The following is a 22,500-nucleotide window of genomic DNA, read 5'->3' on the forward strand; positions in this document are numbered from 1 at the left end:
GCCCGAACCTCACAGCGATCCGACGAGGGAAGGACCGAACGATGGGTTTCATGGATTCGGTGAAGGGCCTTGTGAACAAGGGCAAGGACTACGCCTCGAAGAACCCCGACAAGGCCGATCAGTTCATCGAGAAGGTCGGAGACCAGGTGGACGGACGTACCGGCGGGAAGTACACCCAGCACGTCGACAAGGCGCAGGACGCCGCCCGTCAGCATCTGGGTACCACCGACAATCCCGCACCGGGCGCGCAGCCCGGACCCGGCGGGGAGCCCGGTCCGGAGGGTGGTCCCGGACCCGAAGCGCAACCGGGTCCGCGTCAGCCCTGATCGAGGCAGGGGCGGCAGCCCCGTTCACGGCAGGTATGGCAGTACGGCGTCGCCGAAGGTGTCGATGAACGGGCGCTGATCCGGCCCCACATGGTGCAGATAGATCTCGTCGAAACCGAGTTCGGCGAATTCGCACAAAAAGTCGACGTGTTCGGCTGGATCGTCGGACACGATCACCGCGCCCTCGAGGTCGCCGTCGTCGAGTTCGGCGGCGTGGGACTCGAATTCCTCGGGCGTGGCGAGTTCTGCCATGAGTTCCGGCGGTAGGGCGTTCGTCGCCCACTGTTCCCGCGCGATCTCCCGAGCGCGCTCCCGCGTGGGCGCCCAACTCAGATGGACCTGCAGCACGGTCCGTCCGCGTCCGCCCCCGTCGCGGTAAGCGCCGAGGATCCGCCGCAGGTCCTCGAGCGGGGCGTTCACGGTGACGAGACCGTCGACCCGGTCGGCGAAACGACCGGCCGTCTCGGGAGTCAGTGCGGGAAGCAGAATGTCGGGAGGAGTCTCCGGCCGGTCCCAGACCCGTCCGCGGTCGACCTTCACCGCGCCGTCGTGGTCGACGACTTCGCCCGCGTGCAGGCGTCGCACGATGTCGAGGTTCTCGCCGAGCAGTTGCTGCCGTTCCTCCTTGGGCGGCCAGGCAACTCCGGACATGCGTTCGTTGCAGTGCTCACCGCTGCCGAGGGCGAACCAGAAGCGCTGCGGGAACATCGATGCCAGAGTGGCGGTGGCCTGGGCGGTGACGACCGGGTGGTAGCGGAAGCCGGTCGCGGTGACGACGCCGAAACGTAGGTCCGTGGTGGCCAGGGCCGCTCCGAGCCACGACCACGCGAACCCCGAGTGCCCCTGGCGACGCGACCACGGTTCGATGTGGTCCGAGCACATGGCCGCCCCGAAACCGGCCGCTTCCGCGAGCCGGACGTCCTCGAGCAGGCGGGATGGGGACGCCTGTTCGTGTGAGGCGTGAAAACCTATCAGCGTCATACCTGTCCGCTCCTCCGGTCGATCGGCGATCAGTACTTCTCGATGAGGGTCAGTGCAGCCGTCATGAGTGCGAGATGGCTCAGTCCCTGGGGGAGATTGCCGAGGAAGGTGCCGTCCTCGGCAATCATCTCCGAGTGCAGGCCCACGTCGTTGGCGAGCGGTACGAGTTCGCCCATCAGTTCGGTGGCCTCGTCGGGCCGTCCCGTCTCGGCCAGCGCCGCGACCATCCAGAACGCGCAGGCGACGAACGTCCCTTCCTCCTTGTCGGCGCCGCTGAACCGGTAGAGCAGCGGCCCGCGACCGAGTTCCCGCCGCAGGGCGTCGCAGGTGGCCTGCATTCGCGGACCCCGGTCGTACCCGCCGACGGCTCCGAGCAGGACGGACGCGTCCAGTCGATCGGTGCCGGGATAGGCGGTGTAACAACCCAGTTTGTCCGACCAGCAGTTCTCCTCGATCCAGTCGCGGATGAGATCGCGTTCGCGCCGCCAGCGATCCGCCGTCCCCGGGATCTGCCCGACCTCGGCGAGATGGACGGCGCGGTCGAGCGCGTGCCAGCAGCTCATCTTCGAGTTCGTGTAGTGCTCGCGTTCGAGCAGCTCCCAAATGCCGTGATCCGCCTGCTGCCAGACATCGCAGGTGTGGTCGGCGATGCGGGCGAGCAGACGCGCGGTCGCGATGTCGAGCACGTAACCCTCACTGCTGTAGAGGGTCACGATCTCGAACAGGTCGCCGTAGATTCCGAGCTGCAATTGGCCTGCGGCCCGGTTCCCCTCGACCACCGGGCCGATGCCGCGCCAACCCGGAACGTCCAGTCGCCGTTCGTCGTCGGGCGTTCCGCCGTCGAGCCGGGTGAACACCTCCGCGTCGGCACCCTGATCGCGCACCACGCGGAGCAACCAGCTCATCGCGGCGTGCACCTCCTCGCGATCGCCGAGACGGATCAGCGCGTGCAGGGTGTAGGCGGCGTCGCGCACCCAGGCGAAACGGTAGTCCCAGTTCTTCTCGCCGTCCGGGCTTTCCGGAACGGACGTCGTCGCCGCTGCGGCGATCGCACCCGACCGGTTCTGCAACAGTTTCAGTGCGAGCGCGCTCCGGATCACCGCATCGGCCCACGGCCCGTCGTAGTGCAGGAGCGACGACCACTGCTTCCACCGATCGACGGTGCGGTCGATGTTGGCGTCGATCGCGTCGGCGTCGGGCAACGGCAGGGGTTCGTTCTCCGTCGACAGTACGGCGACGAGGTGCCGGGATCCGGCCCAGGTGACGAAGCCGCCGCCGATGGAGCGGTGCTCGATCATCGGTTCGCCGGTGCCGGACGTGCGCACTCCGATGCTCACGGTCCCCACTCGCAGGACGGGTCCGTGTTCGGTCCGGTCGCACCAGGGCTGGTACCGGCCCAGTCCGGTGCCGGGGGCAACCGTCCAGCGCATCGAGACCTCGCCGTCCAGGCCTTCGACGCGGCGGGCGAGCTCACCCCAGGGCAACCGCCCGGCGACACCCGTGTCGATCGAATCGGTCACCCGGACCCGGCCGTGTGCGGTGGTGAAGACGGTGCTCAGCACGTTCGTGCCCGGCACGTATGCGCGTTCGACGGTGAACTCGTCGACCGGCTGCAACTCGATGGAACCGCCCGCCGGTGCGTCGAGCAGTCGTGCGAAGACCGGGTGCGAATCGAGGAGCGGTACCGGATACCAGTCCACCGACCCGTCCTCGGCGACGAGGGCGACGGTGTCACCGTCACCCAGCGCGGCATAGGTGCGCAGGTCCGCATAGTCGTCGTCGTCGCAGGCTGGGATCACACGCACTCCTCGCTGGGCCGGGTACACGGCGGTCGATCGGTTGCATACCCCGGCCGGATCGGTGCAAACGACCTGCAGGTTCGCGACGGCCGGCCGCCGGCTGTGTCACCATCACACCGTGAACCGGACACCTGGCACGGTGCCGTCGCGATGAACGGCGCGTGGATCCTGCTGGTCGTCATCGCCGGGATCGCGGTGACGGCCGTCGCGTCGCGACGCGACCTGCAGGCCCCGCTCGTGCTCGTCACCGTCGGAGCACTGGTGTCGTTCGCACCGGGTCTGCCGCGGCTCGAACTGGATCCGGACATCATCCTCGGGGTCGTCCTGCCGCCGCTGCTGTATTCGTCGGCCCTGCGGTTCTCGGTTCCCACCTTCCGGCAGTACCTGCCGTCGATTCTGCGGCTCGGCATCTACACCGTGCTCGTCACGGCGTTCGTCGTGGCGTGGACGGCGTCCGCGATGATGGCGACGCTGACCTTCGGTGCGGCACTCGCTCTCGGCGCGGTCGTCGCACCGACCGACGCGGTCAGTGCCGTCGCCGTGGGACAGCGACTCGGACTGCCGAAACGGGTCATCGCGGTGCTGACCGGGGAAGGTCTGGTCAACGACGCCACCGCCCTGACCCTGTTCACCGTGGCGATCTCGGCCGTCACCGGCACACACATCCTCGCCGACTCCCCGTTCCTGTTCTTCCTCTACGAGGTCGCGGGCGGGATCGCCGTCGGCCTGGTGCTCGCGTACGCCGTCCACCTGATCCGCGCCCGGATGTACGACTCGCCTCTCGAGACCGTGCTCGGCCTGGTGCTGCCGTTCGCGGCCTATCTCGCCGCCGAGGAGATCCACGCCTCGGGAGTGCTCGCCGTCGTCGCCGCCGGACTGTTCATCGGGCACCGTGCCACCGAGGTCTCGGTGAGCACGCGACTGCAGGAACGCGCGGTGTGGAAGAGCGTCGACGTGGTGCTCGAGACTTTCGTCTTCGCCTACATGGGCCTGCAACTGCGGTTCGTCCTCGACGAGGTCCGCGACAGCGGTGCCGACCTGCGCCTCGCGTTGCTCGGTGCAGTGGTGATCCTGCTCGTCGTCATGATCGTGCGACCCGCATGGGGTCTGCTGCACTGGGGGCGACGCGCGCTCGTGCGGCGCGCCGGATCCGAACGCCTCGGCCGCGACCAACTGAACTTCCGGGAACATGTCGTGGTGTCGTGGGCGGGCATGCGTGGGGTCGTCACCCTCGCCGCAGCCGGTGGGGTGCCCGTGGTGATCGCATCGGGTGCTGCCTTCCCCGGCCGCGAGATGATCCAGATCTCCGCGCTGGTCGTCGCCATCGGCACACTCCTCATCCAGGGCGCGACGATGCCGTGGCTCATCCGCAGACTCGACGTCACCGACCCCTACGAGCGGCTGCGGACCGAGGAACAGATGACCGTGGCCCGCAGGATCTCGGCCGAGTCGAGCGACCGGGTTCTCACCGAACTCGCCGCGCATCCACCTGACGGCGTGGACCCGGAGATCTACGACAGACTTCTGGCCAAGGCACGCAAGTCACTCCGATCCCGGCAGGAGGCGGAGACCGTCGAGGACACCGCGGAGGACGCCGGAACACGACTGGCCGCGTTGTTCGACGACATCCGGCGGGCATCCCTGCAGGCGCGACGCCAGGCCCTCATCGACGCTCGCGATCGGGGTGAACTCGACGACGAGATCCTCCGCGACGTGCTCGAGAGCCTGGACATCGACGAAGCGGCGGTGGAGGAGCGCATCCGCCGCCGTCGTTGGGACGACAGTGCACAACGGTAGGACGAGACAGTGCACAACGGTAGGACGACAGTGCACAACGGTGGGACAACCGGGCGCAACGGTAGACTTTCCGCAAGTGAACACCCCGCACGGCCCGGAACAGGTGCCGCACGATCCCCGCACCGACGTCTCCGTTCGGTTCGCTCTCCGGTCACCTGCTCGTCTGAAGACCGAACTTCTGGCCGGCCTGGTCGTGGCGCTCGCCCTGATCCCGGAAGCCATCGCCTTCTCCGTGATCGCCGGCGTCGACCCCCGGGTCGGGCTGTTCGCCTCGGTGACCATGGCCATCACCATCGCGATCGTCGGGGGACGGCCCGCGATGATCTCGGCGGCGACCGCGGCCGTGGCACTCGTGATCGCCCCGGTGTCCGAGCAGTACGGGGTGGACCATCTCATCGCGACGGTGATCCTCGGCGGCGTCTTCCAGGTGCTGCTCAGCTTCCTCGGCGTCGCCAAGCTCATGCGGTTCGTGCCGCGCAGCGTCATGGTCGGCTTCGTCAACTCGCTCGCGATCCTCGTCTTCGTCGCCCAGATCCCGCACCTCGTGGACGTGCCGTGGATGGTCTACCCGCTGGTGGCGGCAGGTCTGCTGGTGCTGGTGTTCCTCCCGAAGATCACCGAGGACGTGCCGGCTCCGCTCGTCACGATCGTGCTCCTCACCGTCGTGACCGTGGCCTTCTCGCTGAACGTGCCGGACGTCGCGGACCAGGGTGAACTGCCCGAGAGCCTGCCCACCCTCCTCTTCCCGGACGTGCCGCTGACCTTCGAGACCCTCCGGATCCTCGCGCCGTATGCGCTCGCGATGGCCCTCGTCGGCCTCATGGAATCGCTGATGACGGCCAAACTCGTCGACGACATCACCGACACCCGGTCGGACAAGACCCGCGAGGGCTGGGGCCAGGGCGTCGCCAACATCGTGACCGGATTCTTCGGTGGCATGGGCGGCTGCGCCGTCGTCGGCCAAACCATGATGAACGTCACGGTCTCCGGGGCACGGACCCGTCTGTCCACCCTGGCGGCCGGCGTGTTCCTGCTGATCCTCGTGGTCGCGCTCGGCGACATCGTCGGTCTGGTTCCGATGGCCGCCCTCGTCGCCGTGATGATCATGGTGTCGATCGCGACGGTCGACTGGCACAGCGTCCACCCGCGGACGCTGCGGTTGATGCCGCTCAGCGAGACCGTCGTCATGGTCGTCACCGTCGTGGCCACGGTGAGCACCGGCAACCTCGCGATCGGGGTGTCGCTCGGAGTGCTCACCGCGATGGTGCTGTTCGCCCGCCGGGTCGCGCACATGACCACGGTCGAGAGGACCCTCACGAGCGACGACACGTGCACCTACCGGGTCACGGGGGAACTGTTCTGGGCGTCGAGCAACGATCTCGTCTTCCAGTTCGACTACATCGGCGACCCGGAGAACGTCGTCGTCGACCTCACCGCCGCCGACATCTGGGACGCGTCCACCGTCGCGACCTTCGATGCGATCCAGCAGAAGTACGCGGCCAAAGGCAAGACGGTCACCATCGTCGGACTGGACGGCGCGAGCCTAGAACGCCTCCGCCGGTTGTCCGGCCGACTCGGTGGGGAGAACTGACCGCGCATCCCGGGAGCAGACTGCCGTTGTCGAGGCGCAACTCGACGGCGATCGATTCGACGTAACGTGAGCGCATGATCGCGATCGAGCTCGCCGCGGTGGTACTGCTCCTGGTGCTGGTCGTGGTCTCGGTGGTGCTGTGGACCCGGCGGGTGGTCACCACACCCGCCGAACGCGCAGTCCACGCGACCCTGCACACGGCGTCCCTCGCGGCGCGCCCCCTGCGCGCCGGGCTCGACGCGTCGTCCGCGAAGGAGGCCGCTCCGCACCTGCGGATGCTGCTGGCCGAAGCGCGCGCGGTGGCGCTGCTGGACGAGAACGGCGCCCTGCTCGCCTGGGACGGCCCGTTCGACGAACTGACGGACGCGATGATCACCGCCGCGGGCCGTGCCGTCGCCGACAAGCGTCGCGTGCTCGTCGGGCACCACGACCTGCGACGAGACCACGGCGACCTCGCGGCCCGCGCACTGATCGCCCAGCCGCTCGTCGTGGAGGACATGGGTGTGGCGGGGGTGCTCGGCGTCGTGACGACCGTCGAACCCGGCCCGGCGCTGCTCGGCGCGATCACCGAGGTGGCGCGGTACGCGTGCAGTCAGATCGAGCTGGCCGAACTCGATGCCTCCCGCGCCCGGCTCGACCGCGCGGAGGTCCGCGCGCTGCGCGCCCAGATCAGTCCGCACTTCATCTACAACGCGCTCAATACGGTGGCGTCGTTCGTCCGGACCGACCCGGACCGGGCCCGCGAACTGCTGCTGGATTTCGCCGACTTCACCCGCTACTCGTTCCGCGCGGCCGGTGAGTACACCCTGCTCGCCGACGAACTGCGCAACATCGACCGGTACCTGACGCTCGAACGTGCCCGCTTCGGCAACGCCCTCGAGGTGCGCCTGCAGATCGCGCCCGAGGTGCTCAACGTGACGCTGCCCTTCCTCGCTCTGCAGCCGCTCGTCGAGAACGCCGTGCGACACGGGATCGCGGGCAAGGAAACTCGCACGGGCACGATCACCATCACCGCGGCGGACGAGGGCACCGACTGCGTCATCAGCGTCGAGGACGACGGGATCGGCATGGACCCGGACCTGCTGCGATCGGGCACGCTCGACGCGATCGCCGAGAGCGAGCACGGCAGCGGTGTCCGCGAGTCCGCGCACGTGGGTCTCGCCAACGTCGACGACCGGCTGCGTGCGGCTTTCGGTAACGACTACGGCCTCGTCGTCGAGACCGCGCCGGGGGCCGGCACCCGGGTGAGCATGCGCGTGCCGAAGTTCAGGGCGGGTATCCGGCCGTGAGGAACACCGGGCATGGCACGATGGATTCGCCGTGAACGAGATCACAGACAACCTGACCGTGCTGGCGGTCGACGACGAACCGCCCGCCCTCGACGAGCTGGCCTACCTGCTGCGCGCGCAGGAGGAGATCGGCGTCGTCCACACCGCGGGAGACGCGACGACCGCTCTGCGCGTGCTGCGCGACGGAGGCATCGACGCGGTTTTCCTCGACATCAACATGCCCGGACTCGACGGGCTGGAACTCGCAGGCATCCTGCGCAATTTCGCGGTGTCCCCGGCCGTGGTGTTCGTGACCGCGCACGACGATCGCGCGGTCTCGGCGTTCGACCTCGGCGCCGTCGATTACGTCCTCAAGCCGCTGCGGGAGGAACGACTCGCCGAAGCGGTCCGGCGGATCGCCGAACGCAGCCGACCCGCGGCGCAGGCCGCATCCGACACCGGCCAGAGCGACGACGTGATCCCGGTCGAGCTCGGCGGTGTCACCACGCTCGTGCCGCGCTCGTCGGTCCACTGGGTCGAAGCCGAGGGCGACTACGCGCGACTGCACACCGCGACCGGTTCGCACCTGGTGCGGATCCCGATATCGACGCTCGAGAGCCGCTGGGCCGATGCCGGCTTCCTGCGCGTGCACCGCTCCTTTCTCGTGGCGCTGCCGCTCGTCACCGGTATCCGCAGTGTGGGTTCGGGTCTCGTCGTGTGCCTGCGCAGCGACAGCAACTCCCCGCCCGTCGAACTGCCGGTCAGCCGCCGGCACACGCGGGAACTCAAGGACCGGCTCATCCGCGGTCCGATGCAGTCGTGGACGTCGCGATGAGCACCACCGGCGGATCGCCCCCGCAGCGGCAGCGTGTAGTCCTCGCCGAACGGCGCGGGGCGCGCATGGTCCGCACCCGGGTCGAGGTGCAGCAACAGACCGAGGTGGGCGACGCGATGGTCCGCGGGCTGGTCCGGGCACAGCTCGGGCTCGCCCTGCGGGTCGCGCTGTTCACCGTGTGCCTGCTGGGCGCCATTCCGGTGCTGTTCCATGTCGCTCCCGGTCTCGCCGTGGTGACGGTCCTCGGGATCCGCCTGCCGTGGGTGTTGCTCGGTGTGGTCGGTTATCCGATCCTGCTCGGTATCGCGTGGGTGTATCTGCGCCTCGCCGAACGCAACGAGCAGGATTTCACCGACCTCACCGACGATTGACGACCCCGTGAGCGGATCGATTCCCGTCGTCACCGTCGTCGGTCTCGTCGCCGCGGCGATCGCCACCGTCGCGATCGGTGTGTACGGCGTGCGGATGGCGCGCACCACCTCGGACTTCCTCGTCGCCTCCCGCAGCGTCGGGCCACGCTGGAACGCCGCAGCCATCTCCGGTGAATACCTCTCGGCGGCATCCTTTCTCGGGGTGGCCGGGCTCGTCGCGAAGTTCGGTGCCGATGCCCTGTGGTATCCCGTCGGTTTCACAGCCGGCTATCTGGGTCTGCTGCTGTTCGTCGCTGCGCCGCTGCGACGTTCGGGTGCCTACACCGTCCCGGACTTCGCGGAGTTCCGGCTGGGGGAGAAGTGGCTGCGCACGCTGTCGATGATGGTCGTGGCGATCATCTGCATCCTGTATCTGGTGCCGCAGTTCCAGGGCGCGGGACTCACGCTCAACATCCTTCTGGGAGTGCCCGACTGGGTGGGCGTCGCCGTGGTCGGGGTGATCGTCGTGGCCAACGTGGTCGGCGGTGGGATGCGCTCGATCACGTTCGTGCAGGCCTTCCAGTACTGGCTCAAGCTCACCGCGGTCGCCCTGCCCGCACTGGTCCTCACGTTGCACTTCGTCGGCGACCACCGGGCCGTCGACGAACCCGTGCCGCCCACCGTCGCGGAGATCACGACCGTCGACGTGACGATCGACGTGGTCGTGCAGGTCGCCGAGCCGTTGCCGGTCGTGGTGACCGGGGAGATCGACGGCCGATCGGTCGCAGGTGACTTCGAACTCGAGCCGGGAGAGCACGTCCTCGGGGCAGGCACCGAACTCGTCCTCGATGCCGGTTCTCCGGTGCCGGTGGTGGCCGGTGCGCCGACCGACAACGACAGCTGGGCGTCGCCGGGGGCCGGATTGGGGGCGAGCAGCGAACATCCGTTGTTCCAGGTCTACTCGCTGATGCTTGCGACCTTCCTCGGAACCATGGGTCTGCCGCACGTGCTGGTGCGCTTCTACACGAACCCGGACGGTCGCGCGGCGCGCATGACGTCCTTTGCCGTGATCGGGCTGCTCGGGCTGTTCTATCTGTTCCCGACGCTGCTCGGAGTGTTCGCGCGCCTGTACGTCCCACAGTTGCTCATCACGGGACGGTCGGACGCCGCGGTGCTCTTGCTGCCGGGATCGGTGCTGTCCGGCTGGGGAGGGCAGTTGCTCGCGGCCCTCGTAGCCTCGGGCGCGATCGCGGCCTTCCTGTCGACCTCCTCCGGGTTGCTGGTCAGTGTCGCGGGCGTGCTGTCCACGGACGTGCTGCGCGGACGGGTGCGCGACTTCCGGATCGCCGCGGTGCTCGCGGGCGTGGTGCCGCTCGTGCTGGCGCTGTCGGTGACCTCGCTCGACCTGTCGCGTTCGGTGGGGCAGGTCTTCGCGATCGCTGCGTCGACGCTGTGTCCGCTGCTGGTCCTGGGGATCTGGTGGCGTGGCCTCACCGCGATCGGTGCCGCGGCAGGGATGGTCGTCGGTGGTCTCGTTGCGGGGGGCGCCGCCCTGGCCACCGTGCTGCTGCCGATCGATCCGTCGGTGGCCGCAGGGTGGCCGACGGTGCTCTCTGCCTATCCTGCGGCGTTGAGCGTGCCGCTGGCGTTCGTCACGATGATCGCGGTGAGCGTGCTGACGCGTCGCCGGATCCCGCGCGACGTCGGCAGGACCTTCTCTCGCATGCACGTGCCCGAGCGGCTCGGCATGGGCCGCGACCGCGAACTCGGAGCGTTCGGCGACCGGGGGCGGGGACCCGGGGAGAGGCGCCGTTCGTCGCGGTGACGTGACCGTTCGTCGCACGAGGACACCCCTCGTCGTTCCATCTCTTGCATCCTCTGTTCGTGTGACAGCCGTCTCATTAGCGTTGTGATCATCCTCACCTCACACGACGACCAAGGAGTCGGTAGTGACCACAGCACCACTCAGCGAGAGTGGCGTACCCCAGCAGCGACGGATACCGACGCCGCAGGAGTTCGTCACGATGCAGGAGAGCCCGGAGTTCCAGGAACTGCGCAGCCGTCTGCGCCGTTTCGTGTTCCCGGTGACGGCGTTCTTCCTGGCCTGGTACGCCCTGTACGTCCTGCTCGCCACCTACGCGGACGAGTTCATGGCGACGAAGGTCATCGGCAACATCAACGTCGGGCTGATCCTGGGTCTCGGCCAGTTCGTCACGACCTTCGTGATCACCGCCGTCTACGTGAAGTTCGCCGGCCGTGAGCTGGATCCGCGTTCCGCCGCGATCCGCGAGGAACTGGAAGGACCGCAGCAGTGACCGTTCTCGCGCAGAGTGGGGCCGACGTCGGTAACCCGATCCTCAACATCGCCATCTTCGTCGCGTTCGTCGTCGTGACGATGGGCCTGGTCATCAAGGCCAGCCGCACGACGAAGAAGGCCTCCGACTTCTACACCGGCGGTGGCCAGTTCTCCGGGCCGCAGAACGGCTTCGCCATCGCCGGCGATTACCTGTCGGCCGCGTCGTTCCTCGGTATCGCCGGTGCGATCGCCGTCTACGGATACGACGGCTTCCTGTACTCGATCGGCTTCCTCGTCGCATGGCTCGTCGCCCTACTGCTCGTCGCCGAACTGCTCCGCAACACCGGCCGGTTCACGATGGCCGACGTGCTGAGCTTCCGGCTCAAGGAACGCCCCGTCCGCATGGCGGCGGCGCTCTCGACCCTCGCGGTGTCGCTGTTCTATCTGCTCGCACAGATGGCCGGCGCCGGCGGACTCGTCGCGCTGCTGCTCGACATCGAGGGCAAGGCCGGCCAGGCGATCGTCGTCGCGGTCGTCGGTGTGCTCATGATCGTGTACGTGCTCATCGGCGGCATGAAGGGCACGACCTACGTGCAGATGGTCAAGGCCGTGCTGCTCGTCGCCGGGGCGGGCCTGATGTTCGTGCTCGTCCTGTTCGCGGTGCGGGGCAACTTCTCGCAGCTGCTCGCCGACGCTCAGGCGATGGTGTCGAGCTCGTCGAACGAGGCCGTCGCGCAGCGTGACGTGCTCGCTCCCGGTGCCAAGTACGGCATCAGCAACATGACGCAGATCGACTTCCTCTCGCTCGGTCTCGCGCTGGTCCTCGGCACCGCGGGCCTGCCGCACGTGCTGATGCGCTTCTACACCGTGCCGACCGCCAAGGAAGCACGTCGTTCGGTCACCTGGGCCATCGCCCTCATCGGCGCCTTCTACCTGTTCACCCTGGTGCTCGGTTACGGTGCCGCGAAGATGGTCGGCCCCGACGCGATCCTCGGCGCTCCCGGCAAGGAGAACTCTGCGGCTCCGTTGCTGGCCTTCGAACTCGGCGGCACTCTGTTCCTGGCGATCATCTCGGCCGTCGCCTTCGCCACGATCCTCGCGGTCGTCGCCGGCCTGGCCATCACCGCCTCGGCATCCTTCGCCCACGACATCTACGCCAGTGTCATCAAGCGTGGCAACGCCACCGAGGACGAGCAGGTGCGGGTCTCGCGGATCACGGTCGTCGTGATCGGTCTGGTGGCGATCGTCCTCGGTATCCTCGCCATGGGACAGAACATCGCCTTCCTGGTGGCCCTGGCCTTCGCGGTCGCCGCCTCGGCGAACCTGCCCACCCTGCTGTACTCGCTGTTCTGGCGGAAGTTCAACACGACCGGCGCCCTGTTCAGCATCTACGGCGGTCTGATCAGCTGCCTCGTGCTCATCGTGTTCTCCCCGGCGGTGTCCGGTGCACCCTCGGCGATGTTCCCGAACGTGGACTTCTCCTGGTTCCCTCTGTCGAACCCGGGCATCGTGTCCATCCCGCTCGCGTTCGCGCTCGGCATCGTCGGCACCTACGTCGGACGCCGCAAGCAGGAGGACCGGTACAAGCAGGCGGAGATGGAGGTCCGCTCGCTTACCGGCGTCGGTGTGGAGAAGGCCGTCTCCCACTGATCCTCTGCGCCGCGTGGCCCGCTCCCGAGCCGGGGGCGGGCCACCGTCGTGTCGGGGCGCCCCGTCGGCGGAACGGACCGTCTACTGTTGCGGACCATGGCGAAACTCGAAGTGTCCACCGACCTTCCGCTCGACCCGCACGCAGCGTGGGAGCACGCCTCCCGCCTCGAGTCGTTCGGGGAGTGGCTGAGCATCCACGACGGGTGGCGCAGCGACCTGCCGGACACCCTCGCCGAGGGCACCACCCTGCAGTCGGTGGTATCCGTCAAGGGCATGCGCAACCGCGTCACGTGGACCATCGTCGAGCTGGACGCGCCGCACCACGTGGTGTTGAAGGGGACCGGCAAGGGAGGTACGAAGTTCTCCATGCGACTCGCCGTTGCAGCTCGCGGGGACGGTTCGACGCTGTCGATGAAGATCGACCTCGGCGGTGCGCCCCTGTTCGGTCCGATCGGATCGGGGGTTGCGCGCGTCCTGCACGGCGACCTGCAGTCGTCGTTCGACACCTTCGCGCGCCGCTACGGCGGGAACTGACGCCTCTGGACACGTCCCCGGGAAAGGCGTAGACCCGTAAGGGCAACCGCGGCCCGCCCGCGGATCGGATCCGTCGCCGAGTGCTCGGTACTCGACGCGAATGCGAGGTCGACGCCCATGTCCGAGGATCACGACCCGGGTAGCGGCGGGCATGCCGCCGAATCGCGGTGGTGGGCGTGGGCGGCCTGTCTCGCCGTGACCGCGGCGATCGTGGTGCCGCTCGCGGAGGCGGGTCTGCGTGGCGTCGTCGCACTGCTGCTGGTCGCGGTGGTCGGCGTAGCCCTGGCCGTTGCCGGGGCCTACTGGTTCCTCACCCACCGGGGCGTGATCCGCGGGGCAGCTCTGGCCATGACCGTCCTCGCGCCGGTGGTCGTGATCGTCGTCTTCGCGGCGTCGGGTCACCTGTGGGTTGCGATCGTGTCGGTGCTGCTCGTCGCGGTGGCGGTCGCGTGTGGGCGCCGCGCTCTACGACATGCTCGACCGGCGCCGCAGCCGGTCTTTCCGGCCGTACCCGTTCGGCATCCCTTCTTCGTCATGAATCCACGCTCCGGCGGCGGCACGGTCGTCCGTTTCGATCTGCAGCGCAAAGCCGAGGAACTCGGGGCTGAAGTGGTGTTGTTGAGTGGACCGCAGCAACTCGATGTCACCGAACTGGCGGAGAAGGCCGTCGAGCGCGGGGCGGACCTGCTCGGTGTTGCGGGTGGCGACGGAACCCAGGCTCTGGTCGCGGCGGTCGCAGCAGAACATCGACTTCCGTTCGTGGTGATCAGCGCCGGAACCCGGAACCATTTCGCTCTCGATCTCGGACTGGATCGGGAGGATCCCGCCGCGGGTCTGGACGCCCTCCGTGACGGGGTCGAACTGCGCGTCGATCTCGGCCGGATCAACGGGTGGCCGTTCGTCAACAATGCGTCTTTCGGTGTCTACGCGGAGGTGGTCCGGAGTCCGCAGTACCGTGCCGACAAGACGGCGACGGTGCTGCAGATGCTGCCCGATCTGCTCGGTGAGCAGGGTAGGCCGGGCCTGCGGGCGCACATCGACACCGAGACCGTCGAGGGACCTCAGGCGGTGTTGGTCAGCAACGGTCCGTACGCCTTCGACGACCTGGCAGGAATGGGCCGACGGCCCCGCCTGGACAGCGGCCGGCTCGGTGTCGTCGCGATCTCGGTCTCGAACGCACGCCAGGCGGTCGGCCTGTTCCGCCGCACCCACGACCGAGGACTGTTGCAGCGCACGGCGACAGAAGTGGTAGTCCATGCGGACGTACCGGAAATTCCGGTCGGAGTCGACGGCGAGTCGGTGATGCTGTCGACACCGGTACGATGCACGATCTCCACCGGAGCGCTACGAGTTCGTGTTCCCCGCAACCGTCCGGGAGTGCGTGTGCCACCCCCGCACCTCGACTCCGCCCGATTGCGGAAGATATTGTGGCCGAATTGAACTCTTCGGATCTCACATTCCGGCGTATCCCACGACTTCAATGGAGGGATGTGCAGATGGATGGCGTATACCGGTGATCCCGTCCTGATGGACGACCTGCTCTTCCGGCCGGTGCACTCCCTGATCGACCAGAGCCTGCATTCCAAGATGGGCGCAACTACCACGAACGGGGACGGCTTCGGCATCGGCTGGTACGGAGAAGGCCCGAGGCCGGCATTGTTCAAGTGCATCGAACCCGCCTGGAACGAGAGCAACCTCCGCGAGCTCGCCACGCAGATCCGTACGCCGTTGATGTTCGCGCATGTCCGCGCCTCGACGGGAACTCCGGTGCAGCGCACCAATTGCCACCCCTTCCGCTACGACAACAGGTTGTGGATGCACAACGGGGCGGTGCACGGATTCCACCTCATGAAACGGGACCTGGCGATGGCCGTAGATCCGGGTCTCTACGACGCGATCCGGGGATCGACGGATTCCGAGATGCTGTTCTACCTCGCGCTCACCTTCGGCCTCGCCGACGACCCGTTCACCGGCGTGGCGAAGGCCGTCGGTTTCGTGGAGGACATCGGAGCACGCATGGGCATCGAGAATCCCATGCAGGGAACGATCGCCACCACCGACGGCAGCTGCGTCTGGGTGTTCCGGTATTCGACGGGGCGGAAGACACGCTCGTTGTTCTACTCGGCCGACATCAAGGCGATACGGGCGCAGCATCCCGAAGTGGAAGTGCTGTACAAGCTGGGGGACGACACCCGCTTCGTGGTGTCCGAACCCCTTCGGGATCTCGAAGGGGCTTGGCTGGAGGTTCCCGAGTCGAGCGCGGGTGTCGTTCGGGGGAGCGATCAGGAGTTCCGGCCGTTCGCGCCGATCTCGCCCGTGCGCTCGATGTGATCACGACGAATTCCCCGCTACAGACGTCGCTCCCGCCGAGTGCGGCAACGATCAGGTCGTCGGTTGGTTCCCAGGGTTGCGCGCGGGCCTGATCACCAGTTCCAGAGCGAGCAGTGCCAGTACCGCACCCAGCACGATGAGCGTGACCACGAGTCCGGTGGGATAACGCCAGAACATCACGAGCAGTGCGGCCGCTCCGATGATGACCGATCGGATGGCGGTGCGGGCGCGGAAAGCGGTTTTCTCGAAGGGATTCGGCGAACGGGGCTGTCGCAGTCGCTGAACGGCATCGAGGCTGCGGCCGAGCCCACGCCGAACGGTCCGGGCGGAGGACGAGCCACTGGTGAGGTAGGCACCGAGAGCGATCACCAGTCCGAGCACCGCGACCGCCCGAAGGCTGGTCCGCAGCGGCATCAGCACGGCATCGATGATGGCTGCTGCCGCCTCCGGCGACAGGACGTCGGGCGGGACATCGTCGAGATACATCGACCGGACGATGATGAGCGCGACCGCCAGAACGAACATTCCTACGACCAGTGCGAGGCCGACGAAGGCGAGTGCGCGTAGGCGACGGCCCGGCGGCGCGACGGCGACTGCGCCGGCAGCAGCGGCGAGAGTGATCCAGGGCAGCACATCCGAAACGTTGTCGAGAGTGTTCACCGCCCGCTGCGCCCGGACCAGTTCCGGTGATCGGAACAGGACCAACTGCTTGTCGACACTCGGGATCTTCTCGGCGAACGTGAAACCGCGGTCGAGAAGACGTCCCTTCACGTTGTCGATCACCGTGCCGAGCGAGATGCTCACCGTGCCCGAATCGTCGACCGTCACCGACGACGGTCCGACGTTCCCGGTCACGACCGCGACCAATGCGTTGTGGGCGGCGCGGTGGGCCTGGATCCACAGATCCTCGAACTGCTCGCTCTGCACGAGCGACAACACCGTCTCGTTGACGAAGTTTCGTGCCTGCCCGGTGATCACCGGTGCCAGTCCCTCGACGGCGCGGTCGACGCGCGGCGCGTTCTCCGTGGCCGGAACGGCATCGGTGAGAGCAACGAGAGCGTCGGTCGTCAGTCCTTCGACGTCGACGCGCGTGAAGATCTCGTCGGTAACGGAATTCGCGATCTGTGTCTGGACGGCGGGATTCGAGCCCAGTGGGGCGACGGTGGTCACGTACCGGTCGGTGTCGAGGATCTCGCTGCGCACGAACCGTGCGGTGACCGAGAGGACGGCCAGAACCGCGACCAGCACGGTGAGCAGCGCAACCGCAGCCCAGCGCCATCCGTGTCTCGCCGGGCCGCGGCTCGGGAACGGGCTCGACCCCGACAGCGGCTCGCTCCCGAAGCGTGGCGACCTCCGCACGCAACCGGTCGAGTTCGGCGCGTTCGTCGTCGTCCAGCCGGCCCGGTCGGGGCTCTTCACCGCCCGCGCCGATGTTCGTGGTCATCCCGGCATCGCCCCCTTTCGGGGCCGGATCCAGTATGCGCCGCTGCGGATCGCTCGGACAGGAATTCGAACCGTATTCGCTTCAGAAGTGGCCGTCGGGCGGTCATACTCGACGGGAGGGGGATCTGTTCTCGACGACACCGACGGAAGTCGGCTCCCGGCTTCCGTGAACGATCTTTCATCGAAACGAGGCTCCAGGTGACCGATTCGGATATAGACGAGATGGGCCCGGTCGACTACCTCGTCATCGAATTCCCTGCCGACCGACCACCGAACGGCTCTGCGCTACCGCTGCTGCTCGACCTCGTCGAGCAAGGCATCATCCGGGTGCTCGATCTCGCGTTCGTCCGCAAGGACACCGACGGTTCGGTCACCGGGATCGACATCTCCGAGGTCGGACTCGAAGGAGAAGTCGACGTGACGTTGTTCGCGGAGGCGTCGTCGGGCCTGCTCGGCGACACCGATTTCGACGAAGCGGGGGCTGCGCTCGAACCCGGCTGCTCGGCGGCCGTACTCGTCTACGAGAACACCTGGGCTGCTCCGCTGGCGCGGGCACTGCGTCGCAACGGTGCCGAACTCGTCGCGTCCGGGCGTATCCCGGTCCAGAGCATCCTGGCTTCGCTGGAGAAGCTCGACGTCGAAATGTGAGTCGAGCGAACGAAATACAGGAGGAGATCGACATGCCAGGACTACTCCGCGGGGTGGCTCGCACCGCAGTCGTAGCCGGGACGGCGACGGCAGTCTCCAACCGCGTCTCCCGTCGGCAGGGAGAGCGATGGGCATCGCAGGGGCAGGCCGTCTACGGTCGTCCGGCGCAGTACGCGCCCGAACCCGAACCCGTGCCCACGCCTCCTCCGGCCGCCCCACCTCCGGGTGGAACGGACCGCATCGCCGCGCTGAAGGACCTCGCCGAACTGAAGGCACAGGGCGTGCTCACCGAGGTCGAGTTCGAGAGGGAGAAGGCGCGAATTCTCGGATCCTGAAATACGAGTGCGGCATCCGGTGCGAGTGGCTACGACCGTTCCGACGCGACGATCGATGCGATGGGACCGGGCTCGTGGACGACTGGAGGTGCACGGTACACCGGATCGGCGAGCCGGCCGACCGTCTGGCGAGGCTGTCGTTGGTGCTCGCGGACGAACTCACCTCGGCGGAAGTACAGGATCGTGCGCGTGCGCTCGCCCGTGAGCTCTTCGGGCACGACGTGGACGTCGGGGAGGTCGAGCCGGAGAACTGGTCGTCCCAGTGGCCACCGTCCACCCGGTCACCGTCGACTCGGCCGCCGTCGACATGATGCCGTACCGAGGACGCACTGCATCGGTTGACGGAGAGCATGTTTCGTCCGGTACGTCTCCGACTTTCCTTTCCGATGCAGTCGTCACCGTGCTCCGGATGCGGAAGGCGCTGCACTCGAGCTCGAGGGAACGAGTGCGGACGCAACGAGTCCGACGAGCCCGATGTACGCCAGCACGATCATCGCGGCCGCATACGAACGGTCCGGGGTGGCGAGGCCGACGACGAGGACGGTACCTGCCACGACGGTGCCCAGGGACGAACCCAGATTGGACACGCAGCGCGACAGGCCCGAGATCTCACCCTGCTGTTCCTCCGGGAACGCCGACTGCACGACGTTGACGGAGGGAGTGAGCATCGCACCCAGTCCGACGCCGATGAGGAGCAACAGACCCGGGGCGAACGCCCATGCGCTGGTCCATGCACGCACCAGCAGGAGCAGAACCACGATGCCGGCGAGGGTGACGACGAAGCCGCTCATGATGAGGGAGCGCTGTGAATGCCGGGCGGCCAACCGTTCGGCCAGCAGCGAGGAACTGAGGATGGCCGGCGGTGGCGGCGGTGAAGATGACGCCGGTCTCGATCGCGTTGTAGCCGCGGACCACTTGCAGGAATGCCGAGACGACGAACGCGACACCCATCAGCAGCAGCCACTGGATGTTCTGGGTGACGAGCGCGAGATTCGACGTGCGATTGCGGAACAGGCCGGTCGACGGCAATGGCACTCTGCCGGACCGTTCGAAACGTCGTACGTGCAGGAGGGATTCGGGCTCGACGCTCCGCTCGAGCGGTGGAAGCGGGCCCGCGACGAGATCCACCACGAGATCTGCGAACGTGGATACGACCCCGTCCGCGGCACGTTCACGCAGTTCTACGGCTCCACGGAACTCGACGCCAGCGTGCTGCTCATACCGCTCGTCGGTTTCCTCCCGCCGACCGACGACCGGGTCACCTCCACGATCGACGCGATCCGGAACGAACTCGGTCGCGACGGCTTCGTGTCCCGGTATTCCACGACGGATACCGACCACGGGCTTCCCAGAGACGAAGGGCAGTTCCTGGCCTGCTCGCCGAGGACTACGACGTGCAGGCGGGACGACAGGTCGGTAATTTCCCTCAGGCGTTCAGCCGCCTCACTCTCGTCGGCGCGGCCTGCGCGATCACTGTGGCCGAATGGGCGCACGCCGTGGATCCGGTCGACGGAGCTCCGGCCGTCTGATCCCACTCCATCGGAATGTCGTGTTTCCGTGAGATCTTCGCTCGCAGCCGTGCGTACTGCATGTATCCAGGGGGTACGTGCAACCCGGATGCGCCCCGTGTTCGTCGGTGTCTGTACATCGAACGAACTACGTTGATGCGCTTGGAAATCGGTAGAAATCGTACGAATGTCACCGATTCGGCGGGGGTACTTCCCCGGACCCGCCGAGCACGTTTCAATGACAGGTGCAGAGGGGCTCTCGGGAGCGCAGGGGATACGCTTCCGCGTCGCTGCTCCGTCGGGACAACGCGAACGGTGGCAGGGGAGCGACAATGGAACATGGTGTTGTGCTGTGGTTCGACGCCGGTCTGGGTCACGGGTTCATCCGTGACGACGACGGTACGGAGATCCTGGTGCACTACTCACAGATAGATGGGAGCGGCTACCGCTTCCTGACCGGGGGTCAACGGGTCCGATTCGAGATCGGTTACGGGATCTTCGGACGACAGGCGGTCAACGTGCAGGTGTGCTGACATACGGGACGCTCGGATGGTGTGTGATCGAGTAATGGACACGCGGGCGAACGAGAGGGCGGAGGAGACCCACATTCATGCTGCGACTCCGACCGAGGAGCAGGTGTGGGCCTCCCGAGCCGCAATCGAGCGGGCCACGGGCGTGCTGATGGAGCGGTACGGACTCGATGCCGAGCAGGCGAAGGAGACGTTGCTCCAGGCCTCCCGTCACGCCGCCGTGTCGATGGCGCAGTTCGCGGAGGACGTGCTCACTTCGGGTCGAGCAGGTGAACCCCCCGAGATCCGAGTGGTGCTGGACGCCGCGTCCGCGCCTTCCGGTCTACGGAAGGCCGTCGCCTTCATCGAGTCCGAAGCGGCTCGTCCCATCAGGTTGGCGGACATCGTGGCTGCTGCGGGGGTCGGAGCCCGAGCTCTGCAGTACGACTTCGTGCGCCACCTCCATACGACGCCCACCCGATACCTTCGTTCGGTGCGTCTCGAGCGGGCTCATCGGGAGTTGCAGGCCGCCGACCCACAATGTGAGACGGTCGCGTCGATCGCTACGCGGTGGGGCTTCTCGTCGCCCGGACGATTCGCGACGCAGTACCGGTCCGTCTATGGCAGATCCCCTCGCATGACCCGGTCGGACGCGCGGTGGTCCGATCGAACTACTGCCGATCCTGCAGAAAACGAATAGACTGTACCGAAAGCGAACGATGTGTTCGCTGTCGACGCTGCCGGCGGGGCGCGAGACTTCCGACGCAGGGGGTTGGATCTGTCGACCTGCCCCGCCGGCAGTACTCCGAGTGCCCACATTCGGCCCTGGTGATGACATTTCGGCGTATGCTCGGAACATCGGTGATCGCCTGTCACCCCCTGCACGGACGATCACCGCCGCCGGGTGGATTCGAGGTAGGCCACCCAGGCGATGCCGAACCCTGTCGCCCATTCCCCCTGCTCGGGTGGCAGGGTTTCGGTGCTGTCAGTACGTTATATGTTGGAATCCGGCTCCGGGTCCTGTGATCTCCCGGGCTCCTCGTCGACGTCGTTTCCCGAGGCTTCCGCATCGACCTCGTCGTTCGCGCCGGGAGAATCGACTTCCCCCGAAGCGTGAGAATCGACGCCTTCAGGATCGTCCTTCCCGTGTACTCCGTTTCCTTCGGGAAGAGACACGGGGAGTTCGGCCGAATACGGTGCACGCGGTGGGGCGATCTCGTCGAGACGTTCGTTGATCGCATGGGCGATCAGATCGTGCTGCAGACAGGGAAGCGGCAACAATCCGTTCAGATACGCCTCGATCTCGACCCTTCCCACTTCGCCCCCGAGGGCGAAGTAGCGCAGCCACAACTCCTCCACACCCAGTCCGGCGACACGGAGCGCAGCGAGGAATCTGTGACGGTGTTCCCCGTCGGGGAGAAAGTGCATTGCGACCTCAAACTGTTTCGTTGTAGGTCGACGCGACTATCTCCGCTGCCACCTCCCGTACGGTGATGCGCCGCTGTGTAGACAATTCGAGCAATCGCTGCACAGCACGATCGGCATCGATGTTCTCGCGCAGCATCACGATTCCTTTGGCAGTAGCGATCAGGTCCCGGTCGCGCAGGGCCCGAAGCAACCGCGCGTTGAGTGCTTCGGCTTCGGTCAGAGTGTGCATGTTCGCCAGCAGGATCGCGGCCTGCTCGGCGAAGCGGCCGAGGATGTCCTCACTGTCTGCCGAATAGACACGCGGGCGTGTGGAATAAACCTTCAGTGCGCCCATGATCTCGCCCGCGTACTGCAGGGGAACGCTCAGCGACGACGACATTCCCATCTCTGCAGCCCACCTGGGCCATTCCGGCCAGCGCTGCTCCTCTCGGAAGTCGTCCACGCGCACCGGCACGCCGTCACGGATCGCCGCCAGACAGGGACCGTCACCGAGCTCGTACTGCAACGCGTCGAGACGTTCGACCATCTTTCCGGTCGCGGCGGAAGTGGACCGGTTGCTCTCGTCGTCGACGAGAGTGATTCCCGAGCCGTCCGTGTCGGGCAGTGTGTCCTTCGCCAGCGAGGTGATCAGCTCGAGCACGGTGGCCACGGTCTGTTCGGACAGCAACACTCCGGCCATGCGGGCGAACACCGCGGCCCATGCCTCGGGAGTCGGATCATGCGACTCCGTCATATCCCACCTCCCGCCCGAACGCACCCTCGTGCATCTTCCGATGCCTCGACGCTACCCGCTCCCGAGCATCGACGTTCGTGGACGTACCATCCCGACCGCTCGGTGCGACATCCCACTGGAACGTGCCCGGATTGGCAG

The 22,500-nt window shown here is 67.2% G+C and carries 23 protein-coding genes and 1 pseudogene; 18 read left to right on the forward strand and 6 right to left on the reverse strand.

All coding sequences use genetic code 11. The annotated features are described in order from the left end of the window. The first annotated feature begins 41 nt into the window (after positions 1 to 41). Entirely contained in the window at positions 42 to 326 is a 285-nt protein-coding gene (locus RBB84_RS00505) for an antitoxin (RefSeq protein WP_006551618.1), read from the forward strand. A 24-nt stretch (positions 327 to 350) separates the two neighbouring features. Here RBB84_RS00505 and RBB84_RS00510 read toward each other — a convergent pair whose 3' ends face one another. Continuing rightward, the gene (locus RBB84_RS00510; protein ID WP_064256953.1) at positions 351 to 1,307 is read right to left on the reverse strand and encodes a TIGR03885 family FMN-dependent LLM class oxidoreductase; all 957 of its coding nucleotides are present in this window, start codon (positions 1,305 to 1,307) and stop codon (positions 351 to 353) included. A 29-nt stretch (positions 1,308 to 1,336) separates the two neighbouring features. Then, positions 1,337 to 3,106, reverse strand: coding sequence for a glycoside hydrolase family 15 protein (locus tag RBB84_RS00515; RefSeq protein WP_231912071.1), 1,770 nt, complete (start codon positions 3,104 to 3,106; stop codon positions 1,337 to 1,339). 150 nt (positions 3,107 to 3,256) lie between these two features. On the opposite strand from RBB84_RS00515, the gene RBB84_RS00520 reads away from it, so the two are divergent. The 11 genes from RBB84_RS00520 to RBB84_RS00570 all read left to right on the forward strand — a co-directional run bounded on the left by RBB84_RS00520 (position 3,257) and on the right by RBB84_RS00570 (position 15,758). Then, positions 3,257 to 4,903, forward strand: a complete 1,647-nt coding sequence (locus tag RBB84_RS00520) for a Na+/H+ antiporter (protein WP_024103119.1) — start codon at positions 3,257 to 3,259, stop codon at positions 4,901 to 4,903. A gap of 76 nt (positions 4,904 to 4,979) precedes the next feature. Further along, positions 4,980 to 6,494: a SulP family inorganic anion transporter gene (locus RBB84_RS00525; protein WP_064256951.1), complete on the forward strand. Its 1,515-nt coding sequence runs from the start codon at positions 4,980 to 4,982 to the stop codon at positions 6,492 to 6,494. A gap of 74 nt (positions 6,495 to 6,568) precedes the next feature. After that, on the forward strand, positions 6,569 to 7,783 hold the full coding sequence (locus tag RBB84_RS00530) for a histidine kinase (protein WP_024103121.1): 1,215 nt from the start codon (positions 6,569 to 6,571) through the stop codon (positions 7,781 to 7,783). A 31-nt stretch (positions 7,784 to 7,814) separates the two neighbouring features. After that, on the forward strand, positions 7,815 to 8,597 hold the full coding sequence (locus tag RBB84_RS00535; RefSeq protein WP_006551612.1) for a LytTR family DNA-binding domain-containing protein: 783 nt from the start codon (positions 7,815 to 7,817) through the stop codon (positions 8,595 to 8,597). After that, a complete protein-coding gene (locus RBB84_RS00540; protein WP_024103122.1) occupies positions 8,594 to 8,968 on the forward strand; it encodes a hypothetical protein in 375 nt (124 codons plus the stop codon). The genes RBB84_RS00535 and RBB84_RS00540 overlap by 4 nt, the downstream gene beginning before the upstream one ends. A 7-nt stretch (positions 8,969 to 8,975) precedes the next feature. Continuing rightward, a complete protein-coding gene (locus tag RBB84_RS00545) occupies positions 8,976 to 10,772 on the forward strand; it encodes a cation acetate symporter (RefSeq protein WP_019289890.1) in 1,797 nt (598 codons plus the stop codon). 124 nt (positions 10,773 to 10,896) lie between these two features. Then, on the forward strand, positions 10,897 to 11,262 hold the full coding sequence (locus tag RBB84_RS00550) for a DUF485 domain-containing protein (RefSeq protein WP_019289889.1): 366 nt from the start codon (positions 10,897 to 10,899) through the stop codon (positions 11,260 to 11,262). Next, the gene (locus tag RBB84_RS00555) at positions 11,259 to 12,893 is read left to right on the forward strand and encodes a cation acetate symporter (protein WP_019289888.1); all 1,635 of its coding nucleotides are present in this window, start codon (positions 11,259 to 11,261) and stop codon (positions 12,891 to 12,893) included. The genes RBB84_RS00550 and RBB84_RS00555 overlap by 4 nt, the downstream gene beginning before the upstream one ends. Positions 12,894 to 12,989: 96 nt before the next feature. Then, positions 12,990 to 13,427, forward strand: a complete 438-nt coding sequence (locus tag RBB84_RS00560) for an SRPBCC family protein (protein WP_064256950.1) — start codon at positions 12,990 to 12,992, stop codon at positions 13,425 to 13,427. 117 nt (positions 13,428 to 13,544) lie between these two features. Beyond that, positions 13,545 to 14,867 carry a diacylglycerol kinase family protein gene (locus RBB84_RS00565; protein WP_064256949.1) on the forward strand — a complete coding sequence of 441 codons (1,323 nt, stop codon included), beginning with the start codon at positions 13,545 to 13,547 and terminating at the stop codon, positions 14,865 to 14,867. A 60-nt stretch (positions 14,868 to 14,927) separates the two neighbouring features. After that, complete coding sequence (locus RBB84_RS00570; protein ID WP_041803556.1) at positions 14,928 to 15,758, forward strand: class II glutamine amidotransferase; 831 nt, start codon at positions 14,928 to 14,930, stop codon at positions 15,756 to 15,758. Between the two features lie 51 nt (positions 15,759 to 15,809). On the opposite strand, the pseudogene RBB84_RS00575 reads toward RBB84_RS00570, so the two are convergent. Next, positions 15,810 to 17,202: pseudogene (locus tag RBB84_RS00575) on the reverse strand (hypothetical protein). Positions 17,203 to 17,399: 197 nt separating this feature from the next. Between RBB84_RS00575 and RBB84_RS00580 the strand changes: the two are divergent. The 3 genes from RBB84_RS00580 (at position 17,400) to RBB84_RS00590 (ending at position 18,495) form a co-directional block, all read left to right on the forward strand. Then, positions 17,400 to 17,849 (forward strand): DUF6325 family protein, encoded by a 450-nt coding sequence (locus tag RBB84_RS00580; protein WP_024103124.1) that lies wholly within the window; start codon positions 17,400 to 17,402, stop codon positions 17,847 to 17,849. A gap of 32 nt (positions 17,850 to 17,881) precedes the next feature. After that, a complete protein-coding gene (locus RBB84_RS00585) occupies positions 17,882 to 18,184 on the forward strand; it encodes an SHOCT domain-containing protein (protein ID WP_024103125.1) in 303 nt (100 codons plus the stop codon). 74 nt (positions 18,185 to 18,258) lie between these two features. After that, positions 18,259 to 18,495, forward strand: coding sequence for a hypothetical protein (locus tag RBB84_RS00590; protein ID WP_080678540.1), 237 nt, complete (start codon positions 18,259 to 18,261; stop codon positions 18,493 to 18,495). A gap of 84 nt (positions 18,496 to 18,579) precedes the next feature. On the opposite strand, the gene RBB84_RS00595 is transcribed toward RBB84_RS00590, so the two are convergent. Beyond that, on the reverse strand, positions 18,580 to 18,975 hold the full coding sequence (locus RBB84_RS00595; protein ID WP_024103127.1) for a hypothetical protein: 396 nt from the start codon (positions 18,973 to 18,975) through the stop codon (positions 18,580 to 18,582). Positions 18,976 to 19,036: 61 nt separating this feature from the next. On the opposite strand from RBB84_RS00595, the gene RBB84_RS00600 reads away from it, so the two are divergent. The 3 genes from RBB84_RS00600 to RBB84_RS00610 all read left to right on the forward strand — a co-directional run bounded on the left by RBB84_RS00600 (position 19,037) and on the right by RBB84_RS00610 (position 20,901). Continuing rightward, positions 19,037 to 19,849, forward strand: coding sequence for a glycoside hydrolase family 15 protein (locus tag RBB84_RS00600; protein ID WP_350247019.1), 813 nt, complete (start codon positions 19,037 to 19,039; stop codon positions 19,847 to 19,849). 175 nt (positions 19,850 to 20,024) lie between these two features. Beyond that, on the forward strand, positions 20,025 to 20,225 hold the full coding sequence (locus RBB84_RS00605) for a cold shock domain-containing protein (protein WP_016695737.1): 201 nt from the start codon (positions 20,025 to 20,027) through the stop codon (positions 20,223 to 20,225). A 103-nt stretch (positions 20,226 to 20,328) separates the two neighbouring features. Continuing rightward, the gene (locus tag RBB84_RS00610; RefSeq protein ID WP_231912070.1) at positions 20,329 to 20,901 is read left to right on the forward strand and encodes a helix-turn-helix domain-containing protein; all 573 of its coding nucleotides are present in this window, start codon (positions 20,329 to 20,331) and stop codon (positions 20,899 to 20,901) included. A gap of 293 nt (positions 20,902 to 21,194) precedes the next feature. Here RBB84_RS00610 and RBB84_RS00615 read toward each other — a convergent pair whose 3' ends face one another. Beyond that, positions 21,195 to 21,629, reverse strand: coding sequence for a hypothetical protein (locus tag RBB84_RS00615; protein ID WP_064256948.1), 435 nt, complete (start codon positions 21,627 to 21,629; stop codon positions 21,195 to 21,197). A 7-nt stretch (positions 21,630 to 21,636) separates the two neighbouring features. Further along, positions 21,637 to 22,362 (reverse strand): GAF and ANTAR domain-containing protein, encoded by a 726-nt coding sequence (locus RBB84_RS00620; RefSeq protein WP_064256947.1) that lies wholly within the window; start codon positions 22,360 to 22,362, stop codon positions 21,637 to 21,639. Between the last annotated feature and the right edge of the window lie 138 nt (positions 22,363 to 22,500).

Origin of the sequence: Rhodococcus sp. D-6 (assembly GCF_040256695.1) — a bacterium.
In the GTDB taxonomy this organism is placed as follows: Bacteria; Actinomycetota; Actinomycetes; order Mycobacteriales; family Mycobacteriaceae; genus Rhodococcus; species Rhodococcus pyridinivorans.